Source organism: Parasalinivibrio latis (assembly GCF_036825535.1).
GTDB classification, from domain to species: domain Bacteria; phylum Pseudomonadota; class Gammaproteobacteria; order Enterobacterales; family Vibrionaceae; genus Parasalinivibrio; species Parasalinivibrio latis.
In genome coordinates, this window is the sequence record NZ_CP098812.1 from 450244 (window position 1) to 466552 (window position 16309).

The following is a 16309-nucleotide window of genomic DNA, read 5'->3' on the forward strand; positions in this document are numbered from 1 at the left end:
ATGGAGTGGATGTTATTATTGATTTGGTTAATTACTGTACAGAGCTATCCAACTATTTTACAGATGAAGAATCACGATCTGCGGTGAATTTAGCGTTTGTTAATGCGAAACGTGTGTCATATCAAGAAAAGTGTACCTGTCTACTGCAAGTTTCAATATTGAGACAGTGGGTTGTCCGAAAAATGAGGTGATTTTTCCTGCTGGCTTTCGGCTAATCTGAACGCATCCAAAAGAGAAATGGGGCTGGCTGCTGTGGTAGACTATGCTCTTTTTCGTATTCGGCTCACGATGCGTTTTTGAACAACAGTGCGTAGCCTGGGCTGCGCTGAAGAGGTTGAATTATGAAACACACCATCGAAGTGATGATCTCAGAGGAAGACGTGCAGGCACGTATTCGCGAACTGGGTGAACAGATCACAGAGATGTACAAGGATTCCAAGGATCTGGTTCTGGTTGGTCTGCTGCGCGGATCATTTGTCTTTATGGCTGATCTGTCCCGCGCAATCCAAGTGCCGCATTCTGTTGATTTCATGACAGCATCCAGCTACGGCAACGCGATGGAAAGTACCCGTGATGTACGTATCCTGAAAGATCTGGATGATGATATCAAAGGCAAGGACGTACTGGTTGTTGAAGACATTATCGATACCGGCAACACACTGTCGAAAGTGTGTGAAATCCTTAAACTGCGTGAGCCAAACTCAGTGCGCATCTGTACGCTGTTGGACAAGCCTGAGCGCCGTGAAGTACACGTAAATGTTGACTGGTTCGGTTTCAGCATTCCAGACGAGTTCGTTGTTGGCGTGGGTATCGACTACGCACAAAAGTACCGCCATCTGCCATTTATCGGCAAAGTGGTACCACTGGAAGATTAATCACGTTAAGCTTGTGTAAACGTGAAGGGAAATGGCGCAGAGATATCTGCGCCATTTTTGTATCCCAGAATCAGGGCTACTCGCTTTGCGGAATAAGTTTGGCGATGGCTGACTGGTAGTTCACTTCCAGCTGCTCCCGGCTTCTTGCGGTCATTTCAAGATCGCGTAACACGCCGTCGGTAATATCGTAGAACCAACCATGTACAGCGACATTCTGGCCGCGCTCCCAGGCATTGCGCAGGATGGTGGAATTACCCAGGTTATAGACCTGCTCAGTGACGTTAATTTCACAGAGGCGGTCGCCGCGTTGTTCCTTTGGCAGGCTGCCAAGGTAATTGCGGTGCTTGAGGTAAAGATCCCTGATATGCAGAAGCCAGTTATTGATAAGGCCAAGTTCCGGGTTTTCAATAGCGGCGTGGACACCGCCACAACCATAGTGTCCGCAGATGATGATGTGTTTAACCTTCAGTACGTCAACGGCATACTGAACAACGGAGAGGCAGTTTAAGTCGGTATGGATAACCTGGTTTGCCACATTACGGTGGACAAATAGCTCCCCGGATTCAAGTCCGGTCAGGCGCTCTGCCGGTACCCGGCTGTCGGCGCAGCCGATCCACAGATATTCTGGCTTTTGTTCTTCTGCCAGACGGGCAAAATAATCTGGATTTTCATCCTTGAAATTTTCAGCCCACTTGGTGTTGTTGGCAAACAGCTGTTTGATTTCAGGCATTGTTCTTTTACTCCGATCCTTGACTGTCGTTACTATACCCCGAAACGGTGAAAATCAGATCCGAACAGTTTCTTAGATATGTAACAATAATTGATACTTATGAATGCACTGGAAATAAAAAACCTCAGAAAGATTTATCCGGGGAATGTTGAGGCGCTTAAGGGCATCAGCCTCAACGTCAAACAGGGCGACTTTTATGCCTTACTGGGTCCAAATGGTGCCGGTAAATCAACTTCCATCGGTATTATCAGTTCACTGGTTAACAAAACCAGTGGCGAGGTCTCCGTCTTTGGGTACGACCTCGACAGCCAGAAAGTTGAGGCTAAAAGCCAAATTGGCCTGGTACCTCAGGAGTTCAACTTCAACCAGTTTGAAAAGGTTGAGCAAATTGTCGTGAATCAGGCCGGGTATTATGGTGTCCCACGTGCGGAAGCAAAAAAACGGGCGCAGAAGTACCTGACCCAGCTCGATCTTTGGGATAAACGCGACCAGCCGGCGCGTGCATTGTCCGGCGGTATGAAACGTCGCCTTATGATTGCCCGTGCGTTGATGCATGAGCCGAGACTACTGATCCTTGATGAGCCGACAGCCGGTGTGGATATTGAGCTTCGGCGCTCGATGTGGACTTTCCTGCGTGAGATAAACCAGCAGGGTATTACCATCATCCTGACCACCCACTACCTCGAAGAAGCCGAAATGCTGTGCCGACATATCGGCATTATCGACAAGGGAGAGCTGGTGGAAGATACCTCAATGCGTGAACTTCTCGCCAAGCTCGATGTGGAAACCTTTATCCTCGACCTTAAGCCGGGCCATGGGCCGGTTACCCTCAACGGGGCCAGCTGGAATATGGTAGATGACACTACCCTGGAAATTGAAGTGGCGAAATCAGAAGGGCTCAACGGCATTTTCGGCCAGCTCTCAGAGCAGGGGGTCACTGTGCTGTCCATGCGCAACAAGGCTAACCGCCTGGAAGAGCTGTTTGTGAACCTGGTGCGTCAGAATGGGGAGGTGAAGGCATGAACCGCAACTACTGGATAGCCTTTTCCAGCCTTGTACACAAAGAAGTAAACCGCTTCATGCGTATCTGGGTACAGACTCTGGTGCCGCCAGCTATCACCATGACTCTTTACTTCATCATATTTGGCAACCTGATTGGCAGCCGGATAGGGCAGATGGATGGCTTTTCCTACATGGAATATATCGTCCCGGGTCTTATCATGATGTCGGTCATTACCAACTCATACTCCAATGTGGCCGGTTCTTTTTTCAGCGCCAAATTCCAGCGCAATGTAGAAGAGTTGCTGGTCGCCCCGATTCCCAACTACATCATTATTGCCGGGTTTGTTGCCGGCGGTGTAGCGCGTGGTGTGCTGGTTGGCCTGATGGTCACGCTGGTTTCACTGTTTTTTGTTGATCTCCAACTTTCGCATATTGGTGTGTTGGTGGTAACAGTGCTGCTGACGTCCATCGTGTTCTCACTCGGTGGACTTATCAACGCGGTATTTGCCAGGACCTTTGACGATATCAGCATTATCCCGACGTTTGTACTGACACCACTGACGTACCTTGGTGGCGTTTTTTACTCTATTTCCCTGTTACCGGGATTCTGGCAGGGCGTATCCAAGCTCAATCCGATTGTGTATATGGTGAATGCCTTCCGGTATGGTTTCCTGGGCGTGTCAGATGTAGGGATTGGGACTGCCTTTTCATTGCTGGCAGTGTTTACCCTCGCCCTGTATGGCGTTGCCTGGTATCTGGTCTCCAGAGGGATAGGCCTTCGTAACTGACACAGTTTTCCAATGCATACAAAAACGCCCGCATTAATGCGGGCGTTTTTGTATCTGGTTGTCAGGGAGAGGGGGAGGGCTTATTCGCCTTCTTTTTCTTCCTGAACAGCGCTCAGCTCAACCAGCAGGTTGTCGATAAGGCGAACCTTACCGAGGAATGCTGAAGCCAGGATAACCGCCTGAGTGGTATTTTCACCAACCGGCTGCAGGGTCAGGGCATCACGGATGAAAATCTCGTCCGGTTCCAGGCCTGCTGCACGCAACTGGTCATTTCCGTCCAGCACCAACTCTGCAAAGTCGTCACGGCCGCCACGCATCTGGCTGCTGATCCAACGAAGAGTCTTGGCAAGAACCGGGGCACGCTGACGCTCATCTACCATCAACAGGCTGTTACGGGAGCTCATGGCCAGGCCGTCCAGCTCACGAACGGTTGGAACACTGATAACGTCAACTGGCAAGCACAGGTCTTCCACCATTCGGCGGATAACCGCGACTTGCTGGAAATCTTTTTCACCGAACAGGGCTACGTCAGGCTGGACGATATTGAACAGCTTGGTAACGACAGTGGCGACCCCACGGAAGTGACCGGGTCTGGATGCGCCTTCAAGCATGTTTGACAGCCCCGGTACCTCTACAGAGGTCTGCTGGTCCATACCGCGTGGGTACATGACTTCCGGGGTTGGTGTAAACACCAGGTCCACACACTCATTGGCAAGTTTTGAAAGGTCTGCATCCAGCGTGCGTGGATAGTTTTTCAGATCTTCTGCACGGTCAAACTGCATTGGGTTGACGAAGATGCTGACGATAACAACATCGGCGTTTTCACGGGCCTTTCGTACAAGGGTCAGGTGACCTTCGTGCAGGTTACCCATGGTAGGGACGAATGCAATGCGGCGGCCATCAAGGCGCCATTTGGCGATATGCTCGCGAATCTGATTAATATCAGCAGAAGTTTGCATTGTGTCTCCTTAGTTAAAGGTATGCTCTGGGCCCGGGAAGGTGCCGCTTTCAACGTCACTCACATACTGGGCCACAGCTTTGCGGATATCGCCGGTTTCCGCGAGGTAATTTTTGGAGAATTTCGGGATATAGTTTGCTGAAATACCTAGGATATCGTGCATTACCAGGATTTGGCCATCAGTGCCTTTACCGGCACCAATGCCGATAACTGGGACGGAAACCGTTTCAGCAATTCGGGCAGCCAGAGTTGCAGGTACGCATTCCAGCAGGATTACCTGCGCACCGGCTTTTTCGAGGGCCAAGGCGTCCTTTACCATCTGCTCCGCTTTATCGGCGTCACGCCCTTGCACACGGAAGCCACCAAAGATATTTACAGATTGTGGTGTCAGGCCTAGGTGGGCACACACAGGGACGGCGCGCTCGGTCAGTGCGGTAACAGTATCAGCCAACCAGGCTCCGCCTTCGATTTTGACCATGTTGGCACCGGCACGCATCAGCTCGGCGGCACTTTCACAGGCTTTTTCCGGAGTGCTGTAGCTCATAAACGGCATGTCAGCCATGAGCAGGGTGTTAGGGCTGCCGGCACGGACCGAACGGGTGTGGTAAGCAATTTCTTCGACAGTAACTGACAGCGTGTCAGACTTGCCTTGCAATACCATTCCCAGAGAATCACCAACCAGAATGACAGGAATACCTTGTTCTTCAAACAGGCCGGCAAAGCTGGCGTCGTAAGCAGTAATGGTCGCAAATTTGCGGCCTTCCTTCTTCCACGCCATCAAATCGGTGATGGTTACCTTTTTCATAAAATCTCCCAAAAAACCTGAAAGCGGCCTGCAAACTCTGCAAACCGCGAAAATGGGCTAAAACTGGATGCGGGTTAGACCGTTACGATCGACCCTGGCTATGAGATCACAGAGGAGGCTGCCGTCGGGCAACTCCAGTTTTGGGGCAATCTCAGCCAGCGGGTACAGCACAAATTCCCGGTCTTTCATTCCATAGTGGGGGACGGTCAGCCGTGCACATGAAAGGGTTTCCTGGCCGTAGAGTAAAATATCTAAGTCCAGGGTGCGAGGCCCCCAACGTTCATCCTTTCTCACCCTTCCTTGAGCGTTTTCTATTTCCTGGGTTTTATCCAGCAGTGCCAAAGGTGACAGCTGGGTATCCAGTGCTGCCACGGCATTGACATAATCCGGCTGGTCCTGCGGCCCCATCGGTTTGCTGCCATACAGGGAAGATACCGCCACCAGGCGGCTCTCCGGTATCTGTTTCAGTGCATCAATAGCGGCGTTAGCCTGACCGATAGGATCGGACAAGTTACTGCCAATAGCAATATATGTCCGAATCATGAGTCTGCTGCTTGTCTGCTCTTATGGCGTTTCTTGGCAGGACTGCGACGGCGACGCGATGAAGATTTACGGTGACGGGAGTCCGCTTTTTCGAGCGCAGTAGCCATTTCGGCGCGCTTGTCACGGTCGGCTTCCTGGAAAGCTCTCCACCACTCAGCAAGTTCCTGGGCTTTGCCGCCTTCAATCTTGCCACGCATTTCGAGGAAATCGAATGCAGCTCGGAACTTAGGCAGTTCCATCATCTTGAAGGCTCGTTTTCCGTTACGGCGGCTAAGGCGCAATTGCAGCTGCCAGATCTCGCGAATCATAGCGGTGAAACGACGTGGGATCGCAATGCTCTTCACTTGCTCGTCAATAATGTCATTGGCGGCAACCATAAAGGCATCATAGAAGCTCAGGCCACCTTCGACACTGATCTCTTCAGCGCGAACTGCAACCGGGTAATAGAGCATGGCCGCAAACAGGAATGCCGGATTGAGGCGCATGTTTTCAGCAACACGGCGATCGGTAGAGCTCAGTACCAGATCCAACATCTTTTCCGTCTGGCTGGAAAAATCTTCGGTGAAGTATTCACTCAGCAAAGGGAAAAGTTGTTGGAACAGGCCATACTCGCGCAACATGCGGTAGGTCTGTTGTCCCTGGCCGGCCTGGAGCAGCTTAAGGCTTTCCTCAAACAGGCGGGCAGATGGGATGTCCCGTAACAATCCAGCCAGATGCGGAATCGGTGCAGCCGTAGCCGTGTTGATATTCATATCCAGCTTCACGGCAAAGCGTACTGCACGCAGCATGCGCACCGGGTCCTCGCGGTAGCGGGTTTCCGGGTCACCGATCAGGCGGATGACACCCTGCTCCAGATCTTCCATGCCACCGGCATAGTCACGGACAGAGTAGTCAGAAATATCGTAGTAAAGTGCATTGACGGTGAAGTCGCGGCGCTCGGCATCCTGGTCAATTGAACCGTACACGTTGTCGCGCAGCAGCATACCTTCGCGGGAGCGGGAGGCTGCCTGTTGCTTGGCGCTGGCGGCTTCTTCGTGGTGGCCACGCAGGGTTGCAACTTCAATGACATCACGGCCAAACAAGATGTGGGCCAGACGGAAACGGCGGCCGACAAGGCGACAGTTTCGGAACAGGCGGCGCACTTCTTCCGGTGTGGCGTTGGTGGCAATATCAAAATCTTTCGGCTGTTTACCCAAAAGCAGATCGCGTACACCGCCCCCTACCAGATAAGCGTCGTATCCGGCTTTATTCAGGCGATAGAGCACCTTCAGCGCATTTTCGCTGATGTCTCTGCGTGAAATCGAATGCTCTTGCCGAGAAATAACATTTAACTGCAGATCTTCCACTGCACGTGTTCCTTCATCACGGTCACGATTCAGTACCTTACGGCAAAAACTGGCAACTCGACTAAGAATAGGTCACCTCTTTCTGTTAGTTTTGAGCAAACAAATGGCGGCATATAGTATATCAAGGCGCCAAATTTTAGAATGGGGCAATGATACTCGTATTTTTCGGTATCGTCGAAAGGGACCAGTTTTCCGTGCCCCACGCCAGGATTTCTGTTGGAGATGCATGCGCCAATCCGGCATAAGGATTGAGCCCCAGAAAGCGCATAGCATGACATAAATTATGCCCCGCCAGTCGGTTATCAATAGCGGGTGCGTGGTTTTGTTTTGATAGCTTTCCACCATCTTCACCAGTGGCCAAAGGAAGGTGAAGGTAACTTACCGGTGTTGCACCCAGTTTGTGGTAGAGGAAAACCTGCCGGCCGGTAGGCTCAATCAGATCTGCTCCACGGACAACCTCAGTAATTCCAGCTTCAATATCGTCCAAAACTACCGCAAGGTTATAGGCAAAAAGGCCGTCACGGCGGCGGATAATGAAATCTTCCCAAGCCAATTGCTCTGGTATCGGTGTGCTGCCGTGCAGAATGTCTTGAAATTCCAGTACCGGCTTGTCCACTTTAAGCCGGACAGCAGTTCCGTCTGGACTCAGTGACAGATCACGGCACGTCCCGGCATAGAAACCGCCGCTCTCTTTTATCTGCTTACGGGTGCACTGGCAGTAGTAGGCATCACCGCTCTCAATCCAGCGATCAATTTGTGCCTGGTAGGTTTCCAGCCGGTCACTTTGATAGACGAGCTCTCCGTCCCAATGCAGTCCATGGCTGTCCAATGTGCGCAGAATAGCATCGGCAGCACCCGGTATTTCACGGGGGGGATCGATATCTTCAATACGGACTAACCAGGAGCCTTGTTGTGATTTTGCTTGCAGGTAACTGCCCAGTGCGGCAATCAGGGAGCCAAAATGAAGGGGACCGGATGGCGAGGGTGCAAAACGCCCGACGTACGGCTTCGACGTCATGTTGTTCATGGGAATGTTATCAGCCTAATAAAAGAGGGAGCACAATTGCTCCCTTCTTCTATATTAACCCGCCATTTGCTTTTCTTTGAGCTCTGCCAGCGTCTTGCAGTCGATGCAGAGTTCAGCGGTTGGGCGCGCTTCCAGGCGACGTACACCAATTTCTACGCCACAAGAGTCGCAGAAGCCGAAATCGTCGTCTTCGATGCGCTGCAGGGTTTTCTCAATTTTCTTGATCAGCTTGCGCTCGCGGTCACGGTTGCGCAGCTCCAGGCTGAATTCTTCTTCCTGGGCAGCACGGTCCACCGGATCCGGGAAGTTTGCCGCTTCGTCCTGCATGTGGGTAACGGTGCGACCAACTTCTTCCCTGAGCTGATTGCGCCAAGCCTGAAGGATCTTGCGGAAATGATCGAGCTGCTGCTCGTTCATGTATTCCTCACCTGGCTTTTCCTGGTATGGTTCCAGACCGGCGGTTGCAAGGATTCCCAGTGATTTCTTTACTTTGCTCTCTGGCATTCAGCTTCTCCTAAACACACCTTGACCACTGCGGTCAAAAGAGGGCGGTATCTATAGCAGAAAGGCCCCTGTCTAGCAATCATTGATTAGCATTGTTAAAACGTCAATGTGAAGACATCAGCAATTTCAGCTTTCACTAAAGGGGATGCGGGCTGTCAGGCGCATCTCTTTAGGTGATATATCTGCTTGATAGCATAGCACTTCCACACCGGATGCAATGGCCTCATCAAGCAGTTTTCCATATGCCAAATCAATGTGACGGGCAGCAGCTACTTTGTTAACACCTGTGTGAAGTACCGCAAAAAACAGCACCGCGCGGTGACCGTTTTCTACCATATGGGCCAGCTCACGCAGGTGCTTCTGTCCCCGCGTGGTCACCGCATCCGGAAAATAGCCCTGACCATTCTGCCCGAGCAAAGTGACACTTTTTACTTCGATATAGCAAGGAGGCAGGGTGTTGTTTTCCAGCAAAATATCAATTCGGCTGTTTTCATTACCATACCGTACTTCCGTTTTCAGTGTTTCATAACCTGTTAATTCTGTGATAACGCCAGCGTTGATAGCCTCAGCGACCAACCCGTTGGCACGGGCTGTGTTGACGCAAATACGGTGTCCCTGTGGCGTTTCTGAGATCTCCCAGCTGTTAGGGTACTTACGTTTGGCGTTGTCAGACGTGGAATACCAAACCGTGTTCCCCGGTTCCGCACAGCCGGTCATGGCCCCGGTGTTGGCACAATGCAGCGTTAGCTCCTTGCCGCAAGGTAAGGTGATATCGGCCAGAAAGCGTTTGTAGCGTTTAATCAGGGTGCCGGGTTGCAGGTCCGGGGTGAAAAGCATGGGAATAAAACTCCGTGTTAATAAAGAGGCCAGTGATGCAGCCGGGTATAAATGACACCCTTGCCGTCCTTTGACGGTTGTGAACGGTAGAGGCCAAACTCACTGAAGGTAAATCGCAGCGGCATTTCCGGCTGGGGCCAGTTGCCATCATGTGCCTTCCGGCAAAGGGTAAAGTGGGGGTGGTATTGGCGTGTCTCTACAGCTATTCCACACTTAACCGCCAAACTGTGCAGGCTGGCAGAGAGCGAACCCAGCGTATCCGGCAAAGAGGTATCCAGCCGCAAAATGCCGCTTCGTGTCCAAAGGGCAACTTTTTCTGCAGAAACAGAAAACTGCTTGAAACGCATTTTCCCTACTTCTGTCACGAGGGCGCTTTTCTGGATGCCGGATACATTCCCCAGGAAGGCAAGTGTCAGGTGCAGGTTGTTATCCGGGACGGGTTTTCCAAATGACCGACAGCCATTTTTCAGCACCAGCAGCGCTTCGGAATCACCAGTGCACCCTTCTGCTTCCGATGCCCCAAGGGCGAAGAAGAGGCGCTCATTTGTCATTGTCTTTCCTGTACAATGCGGGGAAACGTACATGATGACACAAGGTAACCGACATTGTCACAGCTGCCCATTGATGCGGTGATCCATACGCTCCAAGACCGGCTTTCTGATGCTTCCCAAATTATATTGCAGGCACCTCCCGGTGCGGGTAAATCGACCCGGTTGCCGCTTTTCCTGTTAAAGGAGGGAAAGCTGGAGGGGAAGATAGTGATGCTGGAGCCCCGTCGACTGGCGGCACGCAATATAGCGGCTTACCTTGCCTCTCAGCTTGGCGAACCGGTTGGGAAGCAAGTGGGGTACCGGGTACGCGGGGAAAATAAAGTTTCCACTGAAACCCGGCTGGAAATAGTGACTGAAGGGATTCTTACCCGGATGATCCAGTCTGACCCGGAGCTGGAGGGGGTCAGCCTGCTGATTTTCGATGAATACCATGAGCGCAGCCTCCACGCAGATACTGCCCTGGCTTTTGCCTTGGATGTCCAGGCTGGCCTGCGGGATGATCTGAAAATCCTCATTATGTCAGCAACCCTTGATAACGCAGCCCTGTCTGGCTGGTTGCCGGAGGCGGCGGTGATCATTTCTGAAGGGCGGCAATATCCCATCAGTTACCGCCACCAGAGCATTGCCTGGCAGTACGGGTGGGAAAATGAATATGCCCGGGCCATTCGCAAGTTGATGGCGGAAGAGCCCGGCTCTGCACTGGTATTCCTTCCTGGGACTGGTGAAATCCGCCGGTTGGCTGATGCGCTGGAGGGCACACTTCCGGATGATATACTCCTTTGCCAGCTCTATGGGCAACTGTCTCCCAAAGAGCAACAGGCCGCTATTGCTCCTGCTCCCACCGGATTGAGAAAGCTGGTACTCACCACCAATATCGCTGAAACCAGCCTGACAATCGAAGGTGTCCGCATGGTCGTGGACAGCGGGATGGAGCGGGTTGCTGTCTTTAACCCCAAAAGCGGGGTGACAAAACTGGAGACCCGGCGAATTGCCAAATCTTCAGCCATCCAACGGGCAGGCCGTGCCGGGCGTATAGAGGCAGGGACTTGCCAGCGTTTTTACAGTGAAGAGGAATTCCAGCGGCTGAGGGGCGAGCCGGAACCCGCGATCCTCAACAGCGATCTGTCCTCGCTAGTTTTGGAGCTTGCTCAGTGGGGGTGCCGCGCCGCAGATTTACAATGGATTGACCTTCCTCCTACCGGGCATTTACAGCAGGCCACTACACTGCTGATTCAGCTTGGGATTTTAGAACCCGGAAAAGACAAACCGGTACTTTCAGAATTTGGCCGGGTTGCTACCCGGTATTCAGCCGATCCGCGAATTGGTGCCATGCTCTGCCATGCCGAACGTTGGGGCTGCCAGGCAAAAGGCCGCTCAGTGAAAGAAACTGCCGCCTGGCTGGCTGCATGGATGGAAGAACCCCCCCGGGGTAGGAACAGTGCAGATATCCGTTTGCAAATAGCAGAGATGCAGCGCCGAGGGGGAATGGCAAATAAGCGGGCAGGACTGTTTGCAAAACAGTTGGGTATCTCATTGGGGGATGAACTGTCCCCGATCTGGTTGGCACCGTTACTTGCTGCTGCATTCCCGGACAGAATTGCCATAAGCAGGGGAAATGAAGGGCGGTACCTGCTGGCGAATGGCCACGGCGCGTCACTGGATCCGGATGAACCGCTGTCATCTGAAAATACACTGGTTGTGGCAGAGCTGACCACGACCCGGCAGGGTGACAGTCGTATTTTTGCTGCTGTGGCGGCTGATATGGATGAGTTGGAAAGCCACCTTCCTGGATTGTTCGAGACAGAGGATCGGGTTGACTGGGATGACGGCAAAGGCCGTCTGGTTGCCGAGCAGCAAAAACGGATTGGTGCTCTGGTAGTCAGTCGCAAGGCATTGCCGGAGCCTGACCCGGCAAGAATCGGTGAAGCCCTGGCAAATGCGGTACGCCGTAAGGGGCTGCCCAGCCTGCCGTGGGATGAAAACAGCGAGGGTCTGCTTGTCCGTGCCCGCTGTGGACGAGAGTGGCTGCCGGAGCTGGCACTGCCTGCTCTGGATAATGAGACGCTTCTGGCGGAGTTGGATAACTGGCTGGTTCCTTTTATGGCCGGCATGCGTAAGCTGAGTGACTTGAAAAAGCTGGATCTGAAAGGTGCACTGGAAGCCTACCTGGGCTGGGACAAAGTCAAAACCCTGAACAGTAAGGTGCCTGCACGTTTCGAAGTGCCAACAGGAAGCAGCTATACCATCCGGTATAAAGAGGGCGAAGATCCTGTCCTCGCTGTGCGGATGCAGGAAATGTATGGCCAGCAGGCATCCCCGGTTATCGCAATGGGCCGGGTGACGTTGGTGATTGAGCTGCTTTCCCCTGCACAACGGCCTTTACAGATCACCCGGGATCTGGCGAGCTTCTGGCAAGGAGCCTACCGGGAAGTACAAAAAGAGATGAAAGGACGATACCCCAAACATGTCTGGCCGGATAATCCTGCCACCCATGAACCGACGCGGAAAACCAAGCGTCAGCTCCAGGGGTAAATGATGACCAATTTAATCAGAGAGGCTGAAAGAAAACAGAGCATGAGCAGTAGCCAGGACGACAAAAAGCCTACCGGGAAAACGCGCCGAAAGTCGACCCCAAAAGCCGCATCAGGCAAAGGAAGAAAAACGGCAGCACGCAAAAGCAAGCAACCGGCATCCGGTGGCAAGAAAGGCTGGCTGAAAAAGCTGGCTGTCCTGGGGGCAAAGCTCAGCCTGGTTGGGCTGGCAGTTATTATCGTTACCGGGATTTACCTGGACAGCCAGGTGCGCTCGCGCTTTGACGGCCAGCTCTGGGAACTGCCGGCGGTGGTATACGGCCGGGTAATGTACCTGGCAAACGGTGAACCGGTTACCATCAAAGAACTGCGCAAAGAACTCGACCTCCTCAATTATAAAAAAGTGCGTCACCCGGCTCACCCTGGCGAGTTTTCTGCATCCAGCACCCGGATTGAACTTATCCGTCGCCCGTTTGAGTTTGAAGATGGGTCAGAGCCTGCACGCCACGTGATGGTGAGTTTTGACTCCCACGGTGTTACCGGGCTGAAAATGGAAGACTCCGGCAAGCAACTCGGTTTCCTGCGCATTGAGCCCAAGCTGCTCGGTATGCTGGAATCCGGCGGTGAAGAGCAGCGGCTGTTTTTGCCAAGAGAGCGATTCCCTGAATTGCTGGTGGAAGCCCTCCTGACAACCGAAGACCGTGACTTTTACCAGCATGAAGGCGTGTCACTCACCGCCATTGCCCGTGCTGCGGTTGCCAACCTGCGCGCTGGCCGGACGGTGCAGGGCGGCTCAACCCTGACCCAGCAGCTTGCAAAGAACCTCTTCCTGACCCGTGATAAAACCCTGTGGCGGAAAATCCGCGAAGCCTACATTGCGCTGATCATTGACTACCGCTACAGCAAAGACCGTATTCTGGAAGCGTACCTGAACGAAGTGTACGTTGGTCAAAACCAGGGGCAGGCGGTACATGGCTTCCCGCTGGCAGCCCGGCTTTATTTCGGCCGTCCGATACAGGAACTGACCGTGGATCAGTTGGCATTGCTGGTGGGGATGGTCAAAGGCCCGTCTTATTACAACCCGTGGCGTTTTCCTGAACGCGCCCTGGAACGCCGGGATCTGGTGCTCAAGCTTATGCTTGAAGCCAACCTTCTGACCGGCGAGCAATACAACACGGCTGCTTCCCGCCCGCTTGGTATCAAGAAAAAACCGTCACTGTCGACACGTCAGCCTGCGTATTTTGACCTGCTCAGAACGGAAATTAAGGAGCGGGTAGGGGATCACTTCAACCCGGACTCCGGTCTGCGCGTCTTCTCTACCCTGGACCCACTCTCCCAAAAACTGGCAGAAGAGGCGGTGATCGAGAAAGTGCCCGCACTTTCCAAGCGAGCAGGAAAAGGGCTTGAGGCTGCGGTAGTGATTGCGGATCGACAGAGCGGCGAAATCCGGGCGATGGTCGGCGGTACCCGGCCGGGATACGCCGGGTTTAACCGGGCGCTGTATGGCAGCCGTCAGGTTGGATCTCTTGCCAAGCCGCCTGTCTACCTGGCTGCGCTCAGTGAGCCGGACAAGTTCAGTCTGGTCACTCCGTTGCCGGACAAACCTATTACTCTCAAAGGAAGTCAGGGAAGTGTCTGGACACCACGCAACTATGACCGTAACTACCGTGGTGAAGTGCCGCTGATGGATGCACTGGCCAAATCACTGAATGTCCCGACAGTAAACCTGGGCATGGCTGTCGGCCTGGATAAAGTCATCAGTATTATGACCAAACTTGGTGTCCCGAAAGGCGAGGTGCCCCGTCTTCCATCCATCCTTCTGGGGGCATATACACTGACACCGTACCAGGTGACCCAGATGTACCAGTCCATTGGCAGTGGTGGGCGGGAAGCGCCGCTCACTGCACTTCGTTCTGTGGTGAGCCAGGATGGGGAGGTGCTTTACCGCAACTGGCCGAAATCACGGGAAGTCGTTTCCCAGCAGGCTGCCTGGCTTACCGTGTATGCGATGAAAAAGGCAGTCAAAGAGGGGACTGCACGCTACCTTAACCCGTCATTTGGCTGGGCAGGTATAGCCGGCAAGACTGGTACAACGGACAACAACCGTGACAGTTGGTTTGTTGGCATAGATGGCCGAGAGGTGGTGACTGTGTGGCTGGGTAAGGATGACAACAAACCAACCGGCCTGACCGGGGCCAGCGGCGCGTTGAGGGTGTATGCCTCCTACATGCAAAAGCGCCAGCCAGAGCCTCTGCAGCTGACCTGGCCCAAACAGGTAACAACCTTGCCTTTTGTATTGCGAAATGGTGAATATGCCCTGGACTGTGGCAGCAAAGTTACCTTCCCGGTTTGGGATAAAAGCGGTAAGCAGGCAGATGCCTGTAAATCGGTTTCACCAGTTGGGTGGGTAAAAGACCTGTTCAGTTGGTAAGTGAATGAAATGAACCCCGGAATCGCCGGGGTTCATTTTATTTATCTGCGTCGAAGAAATAACTGAAGCTGGTCCGGGGGTTAAGGTAGTCAAAAATAGCCTGGGGCAGTGACTGTGGCCGCAGCACCTTGGTGATTTCAAGTTTGCTGTCTTTCAGTTCGATAATCGGTGCCTGTTCCCTCGGTACCGAGTTGTCGTAAATCATCACGTTAGGTTTTAGAAGGTGCTGGCCGTTATTTGAAAGCACCATGCCAAACGTATCGTCAGAAAGTTGCACAACGGTACCCGGTGGGTAGATGCCAACCAGTTTCACAAACAGAGCCAGTAAGTCCGGGTTGAACTTTGATTTCAGGGCGCGGAACATGTGCGAGACTGCTGCATAAGGTGTTCGGGCACTGGAACCAAACCTCGAATGGCATAAGTCATCATAGAGGTTCGCCATTGCGACGATTTGCGATATTTCACTGACGTCACTCCCCTGAACCCCCTTGGGGTAGCCGCTGCCATCTGTAAATTCATGGTGGTTTTCGACAATGTCGAGAATCTCCGGGCAACAGTTCCTGAAGTTCTCAACCAGTTTTACCCCGTAGGTTGTATGCTGCCTAAGGTAATTTTCTTCCGGTTTCGAAAGAGGGGCGTTTTTAGACCTGATTGCCTGAGGAATCCGTATTTTCCCGATGTCGTGCAGGCTTGCCCCCAATACCAGTTTCCTTAGTTTGTCATCCTCATACCCCCGCGCTTTCGCCAGTAGCAGCGACAAGACAGTGACATTGAGGATATGGAAATAGTGGTCTTGGTCATAGACCGGGCTGTCCATTAAATGAAGAGTGAGTGACTCACTGTCTGCAAGAGAAAGCATGCTGTCCACCAGCACTTCTATTTCATCCTCCGCAGCTTCAGGGCGGTTTTTAGCTTTTGTGAATGCAGAGCGTAGCTGGGACAAAGATTGGCTGTACTGTTTCTCACAATGGCGGATACGTCTGCGGATGGTGTGCAGTTGATCAATACGCTGATCCTTCTCCAACTTCATTTTTTCCTGGAGCTTTGCTACTGCTTCCTGATCGACTTTGTTATCGGCAGACAGGGCATCCTGCATGCTCAATGGCTCGGCACTGCTTTTGTCCGGATAGTACAGCACATACTGCAAGGGCAAGGAACGGATGATTTGTAACTGCTCTTTCGATTCAATGGTAAACCGGCCGAATACAAAAGGGTGTTCCCGCCATTTTAATGGCAATTTGATATGTAACCCTATCCCTAGCCGTTGTACCGACAACTTAATGGAGCGCATTTCTCTGACCTGTTATTGGTGCGACCCTTACTATTTAAGGGATTGATTTATAGTCGTAAATGTCTTTGGTGAATTTTCTTGTCTTTGTGG

The 16309-nt window shown here is 52.6% G+C and carries 15 protein-coding genes; 5 read left to right on the forward strand and 10 right to left on the reverse strand.

Annotated elements, in window-relative coordinates; all coding sequences use genetic code 11:
• Positions 1–341: 341 nt before the first annotated feature.
• The gene (gene hpt / locus NF212_RS02255; RefSeq protein ID WP_434358446.1) at positions 342–875 is read left to right on the forward strand and encodes a hypoxanthine phosphoribosyltransferase; all 534 of its coding nucleotides are present in this window, start codon (positions 342–344) and stop codon (positions 873–875) included.
• A 76-nt stretch (positions 876–951) separates the two neighbouring features.
• On the opposite strand, the gene can is transcribed toward hpt, so the two are convergent.
• Positions 952–1605, reverse strand: a complete 654-nt coding sequence (can, locus tag NF212_RS02260; protein ID WP_434358448.1) for a carbonate dehydratase — start codon at positions 1603–1605, stop codon at positions 952–954.
• Positions 1606–1704: 99 nt separating this feature from the next.
• On the opposite strand from can, the gene NF212_RS02265 reads away from it, so the two are divergent.
• Positions 1705–2628: an ABC transporter ATP-binding protein gene (locus NF212_RS02265; protein WP_434358450.1), complete on the forward strand. Its 924-nt coding sequence runs from the start codon at positions 1705–1707 to the stop codon at positions 2626–2628.
• The gene (locus NF212_RS02270) at positions 2625–3395 is read left to right on the forward strand and encodes an ABC transporter permease (RefSeq protein WP_434358452.1); all 771 of its coding nucleotides are present in this window, start codon (positions 2625–2627) and stop codon (positions 3393–3395) included. The genes NF212_RS02265 and NF212_RS02270 overlap by 4 nt, the downstream gene beginning before the upstream one ends.
• An 80-nt stretch (positions 3396–3475) precedes the next feature.
• Here the strand turns inward: NF212_RS02270 and panC are convergent, their stop codons facing one another.
• The 8 genes from panC to thpR all read right to left on the reverse strand — a co-directional run bounded on the left by panC (position 3476) and on the right by thpR (position 9966).
• Positions 3476–4354 (reverse strand): pantoate--beta-alanine ligase, encoded by an 879-nt coding sequence (gene panC / locus NF212_RS02275; protein ID WP_434358454.1) that lies wholly within the window; start codon positions 4352–4354, stop codon positions 3476–3478.
• Between the two features lie 9 nt (positions 4355–4363).
• Positions 4364–5158, reverse strand: coding sequence for a 3-methyl-2-oxobutanoate hydroxymethyltransferase (panB, locus tag NF212_RS02280; RefSeq protein WP_434358456.1), 795 nt, complete (start codon positions 5156–5158; stop codon positions 4364–4366).
• 57 nt (positions 5159–5215) lie between these two features.
• Positions 5216–5701: a 2-amino-4-hydroxy-6-hydroxymethyldihydropteridine diphosphokinase gene (gene folK / locus NF212_RS02285; protein WP_434358458.1), complete on the reverse strand. Its 486-nt coding sequence runs from the start codon at positions 5699–5701 to the stop codon at positions 5216–5218.
• Positions 5698–7080, reverse strand: coding sequence for a polynucleotide adenylyltransferase PcnB (pcnB, locus tag NF212_RS02290; RefSeq protein ID WP_434360817.1), 1383 nt, complete (start codon positions 7078–7080; stop codon positions 5698–5700). The genes folK and pcnB overlap by 4 nt, the downstream gene beginning before the upstream one ends.
• Positions 7081–7183: 103 nt before the next feature.
• Positions 7184–8065 carry a tRNA glutamyl-Q(34) synthetase GluQRS gene (gene gluQRS, locus NF212_RS02295; RefSeq protein ID WP_434358460.1) on the reverse strand — a complete coding sequence of 294 codons (882 nt, stop codon included), beginning with the start codon at positions 8063–8065 and terminating at the stop codon, positions 7184–7186.
• A gap of 63 nt (positions 8066–8128) precedes the next feature.
• Positions 8129–8578: an RNA polymerase-binding protein DksA gene (gene dksA / locus NF212_RS02300; protein ID WP_054674946.1), complete on the reverse strand. Its 450-nt coding sequence runs from the start codon at positions 8576–8578 to the stop codon at positions 8129–8131.
• Positions 8579–8704: 126 nt separating this feature from the next.
• The gene (gene sfsA / locus NF212_RS02305; protein ID WP_434358462.1) at positions 8705–9415 is read right to left on the reverse strand and encodes a DNA/RNA nuclease SfsA; all 711 of its coding nucleotides are present in this window, start codon (positions 9413–9415) and stop codon (positions 8705–8707) included.
• Positions 9416–9432: 17 nt separating this feature from the next.
• Complete coding sequence (gene thpR, locus NF212_RS02310) at positions 9433–9966, reverse strand: RNA 2',3'-cyclic phosphodiesterase (protein WP_434358464.1); 534 nt, start codon at positions 9964–9966, stop codon at positions 9433–9435.
• 54 nt (positions 9967–10020) lie between these two features.
• Here thpR and hrpB point away from each other — a divergent pair, with 54 nt between their 5' ends.
• Positions 10021–12498: an ATP-dependent helicase HrpB gene (gene hrpB / locus NF212_RS02315; RefSeq protein ID WP_434358466.1), complete on the forward strand. Its 2478-nt coding sequence runs from the start codon at positions 10021–10023 to the stop codon at positions 12496–12498.
• Positions 12499–12540: 42 nt separating this feature from the next.
• A complete protein-coding gene (gene mrcB / locus NF212_RS02320) occupies positions 12541–14928 on the forward strand; it encodes a penicillin-binding protein 1B (RefSeq protein WP_434358468.1) in 2388 nt (795 codons plus the stop codon).
• A 37-nt stretch (positions 14929–14965) separates the two neighbouring features.
• Here mrcB and NF212_RS02325 read toward each other — a convergent pair whose 3' ends face one another.
• Positions 14966–16219: an HD-GYP domain-containing protein gene (locus NF212_RS02325; RefSeq protein WP_434358470.1), complete on the reverse strand. Its 1254-nt coding sequence runs from the start codon at positions 16217–16219 to the stop codon at positions 14966–14968.
• Positions 16220–16309: the final 90 nt, after the last annotated feature.

Excerpts from the sequence above, each read along its gene's own strand:
- NF212_RS02325 (WP_434358470.1), bottom strand. The coding sequence starts at position 16,219 with ATGCGCTCCATTAAGTTGTCGGTACAACGGCTAGGGATAGGGTTACAT.
- panC (WP_434358454.1), bottom strand. The coding sequence starts at position 4,354 with ATGCAAACTTCTGCTGATATTAATCAGATTCGCGAGCATATCGCCAAA.
- NF212_RS02270 (WP_434358452.1), top strand. The coding sequence starts at position 2,625 with ATGAACCGCAACTACTGGATAGCCTTTTCCAGCCTTGTACACAAAGAA.
- hpt (WP_434358446.1), top strand. The coding sequence starts at position 342 with ATGAAACACACCATCGAAGTGATGATCTCAGAGGAAGACGTGCAGGCA.
- panB (WP_434358456.1), bottom strand. The coding sequence starts at position 5,158 with ATGAAAAAGGTAACCATCACCGATTTGATGGCGTGGAAGAAGGAAGGC.
- folK (WP_434358458.1), bottom strand. The coding sequence starts at position 5,701 with ATGATTCGGACATATATTGCTATTGGCAGTAACTTGTCCGATCCTATC.
- NF212_RS02265 (WP_434358450.1), top strand. The coding sequence starts at position 1,705 with ATGAATGCACTGGAAATAAAAAACCTCAGAAAGATTTATCCGGGGAAT.
- thpR (WP_434358464.1), bottom strand. The coding sequence starts at position 9,966 with ATGACAAATGAGCGCCTCTTCTTCGCCCTTGGGGCATCGGAAGCAGAA.
- dksA (WP_054674946.1), bottom strand. The coding sequence starts at position 8,578 with ATGCCAGAGAGCAAAGTAAAGAAATCACTGGGAATCCTTGCAACCGCC.
- gluQRS (WP_434358460.1), bottom strand. The coding sequence starts at position 8,065 with ATGACGTCGAAGCCGTACGTCGGGCGTTTTGCACCCTCGCCATCCGGT.
- mrcB (WP_434358468.1), top strand. The coding sequence starts at position 12,541 with ATGAGCAGTAGCCAGGACGACAAAAAGCCTACCGGGAAAACGCGCCGA.
- sfsA (WP_434358462.1), bottom strand. The coding sequence starts at position 9,415 with ATGCTTTTCACCCCGGACCTGCAACCCGGCACCCTGATTAAACGCTAC.
- can (WP_434358448.1), bottom strand. The coding sequence starts at position 1,605 with ATGCCTGAAATCAAACAGCTGTTTGCCAACAACACCAAGTGGGCTGAA.